Origin of the sequence: Chryseobacterium sp. B21-037, from assembly GCF_028570785.1 — a bacterium.
Classification (GTDB): domain Bacteria; phylum Bacteroidota; class Bacteroidia; order Flavobacteriales; family Weeksellaceae; genus Chryseobacterium; species Chryseobacterium proteolyticum.
In genome coordinates this window covers 1,791,369-1,805,374 of sequence record NZ_JALGCB010000001.1, presented here as the reverse complement: position 1 = coordinate 1,805,374, position 14,006 = coordinate 1,791,369, and the positions used below count along the sequence as shown (strand labels likewise).

Genomic DNA, 14,006 nt, shown 5'->3' with positions numbered 1-14,006 from the left:
TTGTCAAAAATACTTCATTATTCCCAAAAATAAAAAGGGAAGTGCAGAACAGGTTTCTACCCCAAAAGAAAAATAAGCCTCATCTCTTTTGTTTTCAGAATAGTAGATCAGGATATAGGTGATTACACTGGCCAGAAAAAAAGAAACTGCGTAGGGCGGATCCAGATAAAAAGAAGCCAGCAGGCTACTTATAAAAACCAAAAGATACGCTATGTATTTTGTATTCTGGGTACCGATCAGTTTGGGAAAGGTTTGCACCCTGTCACTTTTCATATCCCGGATGTCAAAAGGAAGGACAAGCGCCGTAATAAAAAAGAAGCTGATCAGAAATATGGAAAGGCTGAATTCCGGTAATGTAAGCCAGCAATTTACCAGTGCCCACACCAGTCCCACATAAAAGACCTTCAGTAAGGGGATTTTTCTTATGTAAACGTCCAGAAAAAAGCTATTGTATAACAATCCGAGGACGACTATGATAAACCATTTGATTAATCTTATTTCATTGTGATTATGGATGATGAGAAATGCACAAATTACGCCGGCTATAGCATTTAAAATTAATATTTTAAAGAAATGCTTAGTGTATTGATACTTAGTATAAAGATAACCACTGAAATACGTGATAAAAATTAAGAAAACGGAAGGGAAACGGAATGTGTTTTGCTCTTTCATGAAAAATACTGCAAAAAGAGTTCCCATTACGGAGACATAAATTTGACTGTCTATGACATATTTTTTCAGTATTTTTAAGAAATTCATTTATCAAAAATAACATTTATGAAAAGATTTTCCAAGGTTTTTATGCTTTTGCTTTTAATGCTGAATTTCTCAGCAGTTTTTGCACAGAAATACTACGACGATCAGTGGAAAAAAATTGCTGACAACAGCCAGAAAGGAGCGTACAAATCGAATCTTCCCATTGTTTTAGACATACAAAAACAAGCTATGAAAGAAAATAATACACTGCAGCTGATCAGATCCCTCAAAGCAGAATTTAGTATTGTAAATCAAACGACTGACGATGATCAGAATAATTCCGCTTCTAAATTCTTCGGTAAGCTTCAGGATACACAAAAGCAGCTGAAAGGTGATGAAAGGGTGGTGTATGATGTACTCTTAAGTAGTTTTTTTCAGGATTATTATAAACGGCATTCCTGGGAAATTAATGGACGGACGAACCTGAACTCTCAGGACGTTTCTCAGATTGAAACCTGGAGCAAGCTGGATTTTAAAAATTATCTGACGAAAAACTTCAAAGATCTTGACCAACAGAAAGAGCAAATGAAAAAAATCTCTTTGGATAAATATAAAAGTGCATTTTCAAATACTAAGGATATTATCTATTTTCCAACATTGTGGGATTGGTATTCTCTGAGGAAAATCAACTTTCTGGGGGATAACGAAATTTTCACAAAAAATGAGCTTGCCGAAAACAGGGTTCAGATCAATACAATTTTTGATGAATTAATTGCACAGAATAAAGGAAATGCAAAGTTGTATTTTATGCACCAGACGCTTTCTGAAAACTGTGACGCCAATCAGTGCAAAGATAAACTGGTGCAACTTCAGAATCTTTTGAAGACTGATACCGAAGGAGATTATAAGGTATTGATCATGGAAGGGATCATGAATGAATACCTGATAAAAAAGCAAGCAAAAGAAGCTTTAGCAGTTGCTGCCCAGGCAAAAAGCCAGTATCCAAAATCTCCATTTCTTGAGAATATAAAAAATAAAGAAGATCAGATTCTTAATCCGAATCTTACTCTCAAATATGAAGAGCAAACCCAGGCCAATCTTCCTATCCATCTGGTTGCTGAATATAAAAACGTTTCAGAATTTTCATTGAATATTTACGAAGTAAAAGATGATTTTACTTCTTTCATGCAATATATCAGGAACTCATATGGAAATACATTTGGACAGGTGAAAAAAAGCCTGGTAAGAAAAGAAAGCTATCAGCTTCCGGATCCTAAAGATTACCAGATGCATAAAACCTCAGTGGAAATTCAGCCTTTACCTTCCGGTATATACGTTGCTGAGTATCTTGTTGCAGGGGCTGGCGCCAGTGATAATGATGCCAAACAGAATTTTTACTTTCTGGTTTCAAACAACAAGGTGATCTACCAGTCGAAAACAGACAGAAATCAACTTTCAAACGAATTGAAACTGGTAAACAGCGAAAACGGAAAACCTGTAGCTAATGAAAATCTTACATTCTACGAATTTGTAGCCAATAAAACTTTAAATAAAGTTGATGGAAAAACCAATGATAAAGGTGTTTTCAAATTTCCTTCAACATCAAGTAAGGATTACTACAGGACATTTTTGATACAGCAGCCAAAAACCAAAGATTATCAAATCATGCAGGTGTATGGGAATGATGATTATTCCAATTATGATCCTAATAAGCAGGTCCGTTCGAAAGCTCAGATCTTTACAGACCGTGCAATTTATAGACCCGGTCAGACAGTCTATTTTAAAGTGATCAATACAAAGGTTGATAAAGAAACGGAAGGGGTGGTATCAGGCCTGAAACAAAAAATAACGCTTGTGGATACCAATGGTCAAGAAGTCTCTGCACAAAATTTTACAACCAATGAATTCGGATCATATCATGGAAGCTTTATTTTACCGAAAGGACAACTCAATGGGGTGTTCTATTTGAATACCGACGGCAATACGCAGGGATATAAAGATATAAGGGTAGAAGAATATAAGAGACCAAAATTTGAGGTAACCTTCGATCCTGTAAAGGATGAGTATAAATACGGCCAGACTATAGAACTCAAAGGAAAGGCAGCGATGTTTTCCGGTGTTGCTTTAAGCAATACTACGGTGAGTTATGAAATCAAAAAACGCAACATCCGTTGGAGATATTTCTGGTGGTATCCGGAAGGGGATGATAATGAAAATTCAATCCTGGGTGAAGCAAAAACAAATGAAAAAGGAGAGTTTGTTATCCGCCTTGACCTTAAAAAAGATGAAAAACTGGAAGGTATCCAGATCGATAATTATGAGATCAATGCTTCTGTAACGGATATTAACGGAGAAACGCAGACGGCGAATACACAATTGAAGGTAGCTTCCGTATCCCATTATATCAAGGCAGATGAGATTAATAATGCTTTTACGGATGAGAATGTAAAAGTGAAAGTAGAGACAAGAAACTATAACGAGCAGGATCTTAAAAAATCGTATCAGGTAAAGCTTTCTAAACTGGAGTCTCCGGACAGGATCTTCAGGGATAATTTCCTGAGAGAAGTTCAGAATCAGCCCAAATTGAGCAAAGAGGAATTCATTAAGAAATTTCCACATGATTTATTTGACAAAAATGATGAATTAAAGAATTGGAAAGTCGGAAAAGTGGTTCTTACCAAAACACAGGAACCATCTGGAGATCAGAAACAATTGGCAACCAATCTGGAACTGGGTAAACTGGAAACAGGGGATTACCAGCTGGAATTGTATAATATAGAAGGAAAAGATACCATAAAATCCGTACAGAATTTCAGTGTTTGGGATAAAGGAGCGTTAAAGCCCGGTCAGAAAACATTCCTAAAGGTTATCGGACCTAAAAATGAAGGGGGAAGAGGTGAAAAAGCAAAGATCTATGTGTACTCGGCTGTTCCTGATGCCATAGTCAATGTATTTGTTCAGAATGGGTCAGGAAGCACTCTTTCTGAAAGCTATAAGCTGAAAAACGGAATGCTGGAGTATTCAGCAGATATTCCTAAAGATAAAAGTGTATCTGTTTTAAATGTTCAATTTCAGATTGTTGCATTTAATGATGTGCAGACTGAATCTGTCAATTTAAAAATTAAGGACTCTGAAAAGCCTCTTAAAATAGAGACGGTGACTTTCAGAGATAAACTGGAGCCTAATGTAAAGGAGAAATGGTCTGTAAAAGTTTCAGGAAATGATAAGGAGAAGATCAATGCTGAGGTTCTGGCCAATATGTATGATATGTCTCTTGATCAGTTTGCAGCCAACAGCTTCGATTGGGAAAAATTATATATTCCGTATACCATCATAACCTCTTACGATATCAGGGAGAATCTTCTGCAAAAATATTATCAGAAGAGACTGAAATATATGAATGGTAAATATGTGGAAGTACCGGTATTTAACTGGTTTGACAATTCGCTTTATTATGATGGTGCTGTTCTTCAGAGTCTTGAAGGAAGAGCAAGTGGAATAAGAATTAGGGGTAATGCTGCTTACAGTAAAGCGTTACCAGCCCCGGCTGTTGCTGCTAAGGAAGTTGCAGCAGATGCGATGGCTGAAATAAATGAAGTCGTTGTTGTTCGTAAAGGAACAAGTAATCAAGAAGGTGGACAGTCAAAAGAATCTCTGGAAAAAGTTCCGGTTCGACAAAATTTGAATGAAACAGCGTTTTTCTATCCGGATCTGAAAACGGATGCAGAAGGCAATGTGAATTTTGAATTTACTTCTCCGGAAGCGCTTACGAAATGGAAGCTTATGTTCCTGGCTCACACAAAAGATGCCAGGTCGGCGACATTGGAGAAAGAAGTAGTTACACAGAAAGAATTTTCCGTAACTCCAAATTATCCAAGGTTTTTAAGAGAAGGTGATGAATTAAACCTTCAGACAAAACTTTCTAATTTAACGGATAAGCGATTAAATGGTTCTGCTGTTTTACAAATCCTGGATGCATTTACTAATGAAGACATTTCTTCAAAATTCGGATTGAATGCGGGAACCCAGAACTTTGATGTAAGTGAAAACGGAAATTCGGTTGCAACATGGAAAGTAAAGGTTCCGGATAATGTTTCATCTATTATCCTTAAAGTAGTGGCTAAAGCAGGTTCTTTCTCAGACGGGGAGCAGCAGGCAATTGCTATTTTACCGAACAGAATGCTGGTAACAGATGCAGTCCCTGTTTTTGTAAAAGAAGGAGAGACTAAAACTTTTGTTCTGGATCATCTTAAAGATGCGAATTCAGCAACAATAACGAATGTTTCAAATACACTGGAGCTCACAACCAATCCGATCTGGGAAATTATGTTTGCCCTTCCAAGCCTGAAAAATGATCAGAACAGTTCAGCTGATGTAATCTTTAATAAATGGTTTGCTGATGTTTTGGCATCTGAAATTTTCAAAGCAAACCCAAAGATGAAAACCATTTTTGAAGAATATCAGAACAAAGGATTATTGAATTCTAACCTTGAAAAAAATCAGGAATTAAAGCAGTTACTATTAGAGGAAACTCCATGGGTACTGGAAAGTAAAAATGAGCAGGAGCAGATGCAAAAGCTTGCATTATTGTTTGATGCCAACACAATGAAAAATTCAATCAATCAGGATTGGGATGATTTCAAAAAACTGCAAAATCCGGATGGAGGCTTTTCATGGTATTCAGGGTATCCTAGCTCTTACGGAGTGTCATTGTATATTCTTAAAAATCTGGGTAAAATTAATTTATGGTTAAAAGGTAATGCCAAGGATTATCAAAGTTCAACACAAAATGAAATGGTAACCCAATTGATAAAGTATGTAGATAACGAGATCAATAAATATGTGGATACGAAAGAAAATGTTTGGAACAACTGGATCCTGGATTATCTGGACACTCGTAACTATTGGGAGAAACAATATCCTCTGAAAGGAAAAGGGGCAACTTTAAAATCATTGGTCAAACAAAAAGCAAAAACTGCAAAAATCACTGATTTTACATTCTTCGGACTTCACCGGGCAGCTTTATTGATGAACGATTATGGAATGAAGGAAACTTCTGATAAGCTTATGACCTATCTTAAAGAAACTTCCACAGATACCAAAACCCAGGGAGTGTACTGGAAGCAGAATCTTAATGAGTGGGGCTGGTTCAGTTCAAAAGTTGTGAACCATGCCGGTGCATTAGAAGCTTTTAATACCTTAAAACCGAACGATCAGAAGTTCATTGAAGATATGAAGATCTGGCTGGTAACACAGAAGGAAGTTAATTCATGGGGAAGCTCAAGGGGTACTTCAGAAGTGATTTTCACGATATTAAATTCAGGAAAATCATGGACCGGTGCTGAAAGTGATAAAGCAACCATTATTTGGGGCGGAAAAGAACTGGCACCGCAAACACAGGCAACGGGGTATGTAAAGTCAACCGTGAAAACGGATGCAGTAGACAAAAGCCTGAGTACGGTTACCGTTACCAAGCCGGGTCCCGGAATTGTGCAGGGAGGATTGTTCTGGCAATATTATGAAGATCTGGATAAAATAAAATCATCAGAAAATTATATCTCCGTTACCAAAGAGCTTTATAAAAAAGTGAAAACAGTAAATGGTGAAGAGCTACAGAAAATAGCTGTGGGAACACCACTGAAAGTAGGGGATAAAGTAACAGTAAGAATGATTTTAAATACCGACCGTGCGATGGAGTATATTCATATAAAAGATATGAGAGCAGCCGGATTTGAGCCTCTTAATGTATTATCCGGATATCAGTGGAAAAATAATTTAGGATATTATCAATCTACTAAAGATGCGTCCACAAATTTTTATATTCAATATATGCCCAAAGGGAAATATGTATTTGAGTATGATTATGTTGCCAATGCATCCGGAAAGTTCTCAAATGGTACTACAACGATGCAGAATTACTATGCTCCGCAGATGAATGCTCATACAAAAGGAGACAATGTTCAAATTTTGGAATGATTTTTGGCTTTAGAGAATCAGTAAAAAATAAATACAAAAAATATGAAATTTTCAAAGACGCTAGTTGCGGGATTAGTCATGATGGTTGGAGTAAATACTTTTGCTCAAAAGAAAGCTGAAAAGTTTGAAAAATTGGAAATTGAAATGTTCCCAAAGGCTAAAGACGGATACAAGCAGGTATACATTCAGCTGCCTGTCGCTAAAAATGAAAAAGATCTGAAAGTTGAATATTTTGTGGGTAAGGAGAAAATGGTTGATTGTAATAACTATTTTATGATGGGGAGCGTAAAATCTCAGGATCTTCAGGGATGGGGCTACAACTATTATGAAGTAGAATCCAATGGAGAGACGGCCGGAACTTTAAAGGGATGTTTAAATAAAAAGGAAACAAAAAAGTTTATTTATATCAAACCGGAAATTGTAGGCTATAACAGTAAATTACCTTTGGTATTTTATGTACCTAAAGACCTGGAAGTACGTTACAGGGTTTTACGTCCGGACGCTGGAATGAAGAAAGCAGTTCAAAAGTAATTTCCAACTTCTAAATATAAAACTCCTCAGTTTTCTGAGGAGTTTTTTTGTGAAGCACTAAAAAGAATGGATTATAGGAAGGATCTTGAGACAGGTTATAGAAAATTATTTTACCCTTAAACTATATTTAAACAATTGTTTAATAAATACTGTTGGAGGCCGATTACCATTGAACATCTTTTAAATTCACTGTACCGGAGAATTATTCTACGGGTTTTAACATTTTTTTGCATTATATTTGTTGTAAACATGAACCATGAAAAACAATTTATTGATTTTTGCCCTTGGTTTTTTTGTACTTCCAGCTTTTGGTTGGGCACAATTGGCGCCGGACTTTAAAGAACTTTTAGATAGTGCAATGGTTCGGGATTCGGATCTTAAAATGCAGATCACCCAAAATAAACTTACCGATCTTGACGGTCATAAACTGAAAGATATCTTCCTTCCGACGTTGGAATTAAGCGGGCAAGCCGGCTATCTGAACGCAACAGCAAGATTAACTTCTCCTGAAATTAATCTACAACCTTTTTTAACAATTCCTGAAGGAAGGTATAATAGCAACCTTAATATTTCCGGTTTCTCGGGTATTGCAAAGGCAGATGCCAAAATGTTGGTGTACTCAGGAGGTAAAGTGAAATATCTTAAAAAGGCGATTGAAGAGAAAAAAGCATCGGAGGATATCCTTCTTGAAAAGACCAGGGATGACGTGGTAGCTGCTGTTTCTAAAGCATACGACCAGCTCGCCCTGATTCATCAGTCTAAAAATGTGTTGGATGAAAGTAAAAAGAGGCTGGACATCAACAGGAAAACAGCCGATAAAGCCCTAGGATACGGATTGATCACACCTTACGATCATAAAAAGATAGAGCTTGCCCAAGCAACCCTGGATGCTAAGATTGTAGAGTATGAAGGAAAAAAAGAGCTGCTTCTTACCCAGCTTTACATTTTAACCGGTATCAATAAAGAACGGCTCCGCCTGATAGAACCCGTTTTAACTCCTCTAGAAATGCTTTCCCGGGAAAATGGAATCGAGCAGAGAGCCGAAATCAGAGCATTGGATCACGGAATTGTAGCCGCGGATTACAAAATTAAAGCAGAAAGAACATGGATGATCCCAAAAGTTCAGCTTATGGCTTCTGCATACTATATCGGGCTATATGGAAGCAGAGTCAAAACATCTGAAAATGTAATCCCCGCAATCCCTGCCCTTGGATATGAAGGTGCGCGATTGGACTGGAGGCCCACGAATATTAACATTCTGCCCTTATTTACAGCCGGTATAGGTTTTAAATGGGAAATATTTGATGGAAGAGAGGGAAAGCATGCCGAAGAGACGGCGCGGATAGGTAAAGAAGTTTTACAAAACAAAAAAGAAGATGCCTTGAAAAAACTGACCTTAAATCTCGCGAATAATCAAACCAATTATGATATTGCCACGGCGCAAATAACCCTGAAAAGTAAAGAAAAAGAATTGGCAAAAAATGCCCTTGTACAGGCTGAAAAAGAATTCAGGTATGGGATGAGCAAATCTTCACAACTTATAGAAGCGGAAAGTGACCTTGAAGTTGCGGAACTTGAATATCAGAATGCGGTTTTCAACCAGCGCAGAGCGGGAATTGAACTGATGAGGTCCACGCAGGAGCTGGATATCACGAAATTGTATTAACCCCACTAAAATTAAAATGATGCAAAAAAATATCTCTATACTATTTGGCTTTCTGATTTTATTGGGAAGTTGTGCACAGAAAAAAGAAAACCTCAATGATTCGGAAGGAAAAACCAAAAAGGATGTTGTTTCATTTGCTCCTAAAGTAACCGGGAGGATCCTCAAAATCTATGTTACAGAAGGTCAGACCGTAAAAAAAGGCGATACCCTGGCATTGCTTGATGTTCCTGAAGTTTCAGCAAAAATTGCACAGGCTCAGGGAGCCGTAAGTGCAGCAACGGCACAGGAACAAATGGCTAAGAACGGAGCTACCGCAGATCAGCTTAGACAGCTTCAGGCTAAATATAAAGGATTAAAAGAGCAGTATGATTTCGCACAGAAATCTTTCAAAAGAGCCTCTAATATGTTTAGGGATAGTTTGATGTCTCCGCAGGCTTATGATGAAGTATATGCTAAATTACAGGGTGCCAAAGCGCAATATGACGCTGTAGTCGCGGAACTGGATGATGTAAAAAGAGGAACCCGTTTCGAAAAAGTGGAAATGGCTGCCGGACAGGCTTCGCAAGCCAAAGGAGCTTTACAGGAGGCGAATGTTGCTTATTCTGAACGTTACATTATTGCGACAAACGACATGGAAATAGAAACCATCAGCCTTAATGCCGGAGAGCTTGCGACCGCAGGTTTTGCTCTGTTTAACGGTTACATTCCCGAAAGTACGTATTTCAGGTTTACCGTTCCTGAGAGCGAAATAGCAAAATATAAAAAAGGGCAAACCGTTGCGATGCAGGTCGTTTATAATAAAGAAAACATTGAGGGGACTATTCTGTATATTAAGCAGCTGACAAGATATGCGGATATTACTACTGCCTATCCCGATTATCAGCTGCAGGATGCAATTTATGAGATCAAAGTAAAACCTAAGGATATGAATAAAGCTAAAAATATCCTCGTCAACGCCAATGTGATCCTGAAATAATAATGAAATACAGTCCGATGGCATTTTTGAAATTCCATAAGGCTGTTTAAACAGATATAAACAATGAAAGAATTTTTCCGTCTTTTAAAGCGCGAGTTTAAGATGTTCATTAAAAACTCCACCTTAAGAACCGTATTCTTTGTGGCGCCTTTATTCTATGCCACATTGCTGGGTTTTGTATACAAAAGCGGGAAAGTAGAGCATACGCCGGTTATTGTTATCGACAGAGACAATACTCCGTTGTCGAATCAGCTGGTGGAAATGTTGCAGGACAATAAAGGGATCCGGGTTTTGAAGTATGTTCAGGAACCATTAAGCATAAAAGATGAGGTCATTAAAAATGATGCGGCAGCCGTAGTAATCATTCCTTCCAAATTTGAAGCTGGAATGCTGCAAAAAAAATATCCGGAAGTCAATGTTTACATTAATACGGGAAACGTTCTTACAGCAAATTTTGCCACAAAAGCCCTTCAGCTGACGATTGGAACTTTCTCTGCGGGAGCATCGATAAAGGCCCTTCAGAAAGCCGGAATGCCGGCAACAAGGGCAGCTACCCAGTTTGAACCCTTTAAAACCAATTATATCACCCTTTTCAATACAACCAGCAATTACCTTATTTTCATGTGGCCGGCCATGTTGGCTGTAGTTTTACAACAGGTGATATTGCTGGCTATGGCCGTAAGTTTTGCTGCAGAATTTCAGGGAGGAACCTTCGTGAAAGAATATTATGGAATGAGGAAATGGGCATTTCCTACAATGCTGATCAAAGTGATACCGATCTGGATATTTTCTATACTGATCGTAGGAATGTATTATTTTATGCACATGATTTTTAAAGTACCTATGCCTCAGGGGATTTTTAATTTTATAGTTCTGACCTCTGTTTTTGTGAGTTCAGCATCTTTCTTAGGTGTTTTTATCAGTATCCTGATTCCGGATGCCTTGAAGGCAACTCAAATTCTGATGGTTATTGCTTCACCTGCGTTTATTATCAGCGGATTCACCTGGCCATTGAATGCAATGCCTGCTTTTGTACAGTTTATTGCGAATATTATTCCTTTAACCCCATTCTTACAGGCTTTCAAAATATTATTGATTCAAAAAGGATCGGTAGAACTTACATTTCCCTATTTAAGGCATTTGGGGGTTCTTCTACTTGTCTATGCTTTTTTAGGGTGGATTGCCCTGAAGATCAAATTATGGCTGGTATTCAGGTACGTAAAACCTGAGAATCCAAAAGAAGAAGATTCCTTCGAAGAAATCGGATAAATTTTTAAGCAAAATAAAAATTGACCAGATAAGTGCATCGCATCAGTTGCATCCCAAACTTAATCCATACCACGTACTTTGTAACCCCGTAACTTATACCTCAGACCCGGTATCCATATATCATCGCCCGGGTTTTTACGGTTTTTAAAAAAGGATATAAAATCATCAGAAAAAACTGATATATTTGTTTTCCGAACAATTAACAAACAATGGAAAACGTATTTGATGCAAAAGTTGCTCAGAATTACATCAATAGGATCAATAATCTTATTGAAGATACTCACGGTATTTGGGGAAAAATGATGGTGGATCAGATGCTGGCTCACTGTTGCGTTTCCTATGAGATGGTGTATGAACCGGAGAAGCATAAGAAGCCCGGAGCTATAGCAAAATTTATCCTGAAAAATTTTGTGAAACCTAAAGTCGCTAGTGAAAAAGCCTATCCCAGAGATTCTCCTACTGCACCCCAGTTTATGATTGTGGGAAGAAGGGATTTTGAAGAAGAAAAAAAGAGGCTGATAGGATTTATCCAAAAAACGCAACAACTGGGAGCTGAAGCCTTCGATGGAAAAGAATCATTCTCATTTGGTAAACTAAAATCCCATGAGTGGAGCAATATGTTTGCGAAACATTTAAATCACCACCTGGCTCAGTTCGGAGTATAACTTCGGATGAGTTAGAACCTGTAATGATAGGTTAAAATTACTCAAGGAAATATTGGCCTTCCCTACGCTGTCACAGAATTTCCTTTTATTGATATTGCTTACGTAATACTCAATTAAAAACAAAAAACAATATGAAAAAACTTGTACTACTCCTCATTCTTATTTCCGGTTTTGCTTTTGCTCAGATGCCTAATATTTCAAATGTATGGCTCAACAACAGTAAAGCATACTCCGGAACCATCGGAAATGATAAACAGGCCATAAAGCTCAAGATTAATATTTCAGAACAAAACAGAAAAAATGATCAGGAATATTTTGTTTCCGGATATTCTTTAGTGGATAAAACCTATTCTAAATTTGAAGGAAATCTGACGATTACAAAATATAAGGATACGAAAAGAAAAGGAACTGTGTATGGTGAATACGAATTGGCAGAGGAGAATAAAGGCAAACATTCCGGTATTTTCAAAGGTAAATTTGTTTATACTTTTAAGTGGAATAAAGTTACTGAGAAAATTGAGTCCCCTTATATCGAATTCATTGGTGACTGGAAAAGCTATGATGGAACAATGGACTTCAAAACCCATATAACCAATCAGTAAAACTGAAGATAAAACTTGTTAATAAAATAAATAAGAAATATGAAGCTAGGAGTATTCTCGCTCAGTTTAAGTGTAAAAGATCTTCAAAAGTCTAAAGACTTTTATGAAAAGCTGGGATTCAGTGCTATGGGAGGAAACATGGACCAGAACTATCTGATCATGAAAAACGGAAGTACATTGATCGGATTATTTCAGGCTATGTTTGACGGGAATATGCTTACCTTCAATCCGGGGTGGGATGAAAATGCAGAGAATCTGGAATCTTTCGATGACGTGCGTGAGATTCAGAAACATTTAAAAGAAAATAATATTCATCTGGAAAAAGAGGCTGATGAAACCACCTCAGGACCGGAGCATATCTTCCTAAAAGATCCCGATGGGAATATGATTTTAATAGACCAGCACAGATAGAAATACCTATGAAGATTTTAAAATGGGCCATGATCGTTTTGGCCGCAATACTGATAGTTTGGTTGGTAATAGCCGCCTTGATTTCCGGGGATTTCAAATATGAAAAAACCATAACAATTAATGCTCCTGTAGAAAAAGTATGGCAGAATACCAACACTTTAAAAGCAATGGATCTCTGGAGTCCATGGAACAGGCTGGATGCAGGAATGAAAAAGGAATGGACCGGAACCGAAGGACAACCGGGTGAAAAAATGTGCTGGAGCAGTAAAAATGATAAAGCGGGAAAAGGGTGCCAGGAAATAAAAAAAGTAGATCCTTCCCTAAAAAGAATAGATACTTCAATTAAATTCATGACTCCTTACGAAAGTGAAGCAGATACTTATGTTATAGTGGCTCATGAAGGAAACGCAAGCAAGGTGACCTGGGGGTTCAACTCCCAAATTCCATACCCTTTTACCATAATGAAGCTGTTTATGAATATGGATGGTGCCATTGGAAAAGACTATGAGCAAGGGCTTTCCATGTTGAAAAGAATTTCCGAAAAGCCTTCAAACATCAGACAAACTCAATTTTAAAAAATACTTTATGGCAACAGTAAACGTTTATCTTACATTCAATGGGAACTGCAGGGAAGCATTTGATTTCTATAAATCTGTTTTTGGCGGCGAATATCCTTATATCGGAACTTTTGGAGAAATGCCGCCAATGGAAGGAAAAGAAACTCCGGAAGAAGATAAAGATAAGATCATGCATGTTTCTTTACCCATTTCTAAAGAAACAGTCTTAATGGGAAGTGACACCGGCGGAGAGTGGGCATCTCATTTTGTGGCAGGAAATAATATTTCTGTTTCCATTAATGCAGAGTCAAAAGAAGAAGCTACAAAATTATTCAACGGACTTTCAGAAGGAGGACAGGTGACAATGGCACTTGCAGATACTTTCTGGGGTGCTTATTTTGGTATGTTTACAGATAAATTCGGAATCAACTGGATGGTAAATTATGATGATCCGGCTAAAGCTCAGGTACATCCGTAACATTCATTTTTTGTATACGAAATATAGTTAAAAAGAACCGGCAGGAATTCCTGTCGGTTTTCATTTTATTATACATTTGCATTCCTGTTTTTTTAATTTTACAAAGAGCACTTTTTCGGAAGATTAAATAAGGAATTCATAACTTTAAACCCATTAAACAAAAGATGATGAATTTAACA

General features: G+C 37.4%; 11 protein-coding genes. 10 read left to right on the top strand and 1 reads right to left on the bottom strand.

Annotation, left to right across the window (positions count from 1 at the left end):
- Positions 1-3 precede the first annotated feature (3 nt).
- Positions 4-759 (bottom strand): hypothetical protein, encoded by a 756-nt coding sequence (locus MTQ00_RS07985; protein WP_172278998.1) that lies wholly within the window; start codon positions 757-759, stop codon positions 4-6.
- Positions 760-777: 18 nt separating this feature from the next.
- Between MTQ00_RS07985 and MTQ00_RS07980 the strand changes: the two genes are divergently transcribed.
- From MTQ00_RS07980 to MTQ00_RS07935, 10 genes are all read left to right on the top strand, one after another.
- Positions 778-6,672 (top strand): alpha-2-macroglobulin family protein, encoded by a 5,895-nt coding sequence (locus tag MTQ00_RS07980; protein WP_273648378.1) that lies wholly within the window; start codon positions 778-780, stop codon positions 6,670-6,672.
- A gap of 42 nt (positions 6,673-6,714) precedes the next feature.
- Positions 6,715-7,203: an ecotin family protein gene (locus tag MTQ00_RS07975; protein WP_172278994.1), complete on the top strand. Its 489-nt coding sequence runs from the start codon at positions 6,715-6,717 to the stop codon at positions 7,201-7,203.
- Between the two features lie 256 nt (positions 7,204-7,459).
- A complete protein-coding gene (locus MTQ00_RS07970) occupies positions 7,460-8,869 on the top strand; it encodes a TolC family protein (protein ID WP_273648377.1) in 1,410 nt (469 codons plus the stop codon).
- Between the two features lie 19 nt (positions 8,870-8,888).
- On the top strand, positions 8,889-9,845 hold the full coding sequence (locus tag MTQ00_RS07965; RefSeq protein ID WP_172278991.1) for an HlyD family secretion protein: 957 nt from the start codon (positions 8,889-8,891) through the stop codon (positions 9,843-9,845).
- 63 nt (positions 9,846-9,908) lie between these two features.
- Complete coding sequence (locus MTQ00_RS07960; RefSeq protein WP_273648376.1) at positions 9,909-11,114, top strand: ABC transporter permease; 1,206 nt, start codon at positions 9,909-9,911, stop codon at positions 11,112-11,114.
- 209 nt (positions 11,115-11,323) lie between these two features.
- The gene (locus MTQ00_RS07955) at positions 11,324-11,779 is read left to right on the top strand and encodes a DUF1569 domain-containing protein (RefSeq protein WP_273648375.1); all 456 of its coding nucleotides are present in this window, start codon (positions 11,324-11,326) and stop codon (positions 11,777-11,779) included.
- A 131-nt stretch (positions 11,780-11,910) separates the two neighbouring features.
- Positions 11,911-12,381 (top strand): hypothetical protein, encoded by a 471-nt coding sequence (locus tag MTQ00_RS07950; RefSeq protein WP_273648374.1) that lies wholly within the window; start codon positions 11,911-11,913, stop codon positions 12,379-12,381.
- Positions 12,382-12,420: 39 nt separating this feature from the next.
- A complete protein-coding gene (locus tag MTQ00_RS07945; RefSeq protein ID WP_273648373.1) occupies positions 12,421-12,792 on the top strand; it encodes a VOC family protein in 372 nt (123 codons plus the stop codon).
- An 8-nt stretch (positions 12,793-12,800) separates the two neighbouring features.
- Positions 12,801-13,367 (top strand): SRPBCC family protein, encoded by a 567-nt coding sequence (locus MTQ00_RS07940; RefSeq protein ID WP_273648372.1) that lies wholly within the window; start codon positions 12,801-12,803, stop codon positions 13,365-13,367.
- 10 nt (positions 13,368-13,377) lie between these two features.
- Positions 13,378-13,827: a VOC family protein gene (locus tag MTQ00_RS07935; RefSeq protein ID WP_172278979.1), complete on the top strand. Its 450-nt coding sequence runs from the start codon at positions 13,378-13,380 to the stop codon at positions 13,825-13,827.
- Positions 13,828-14,006 lie beyond the last annotated feature (179 nt).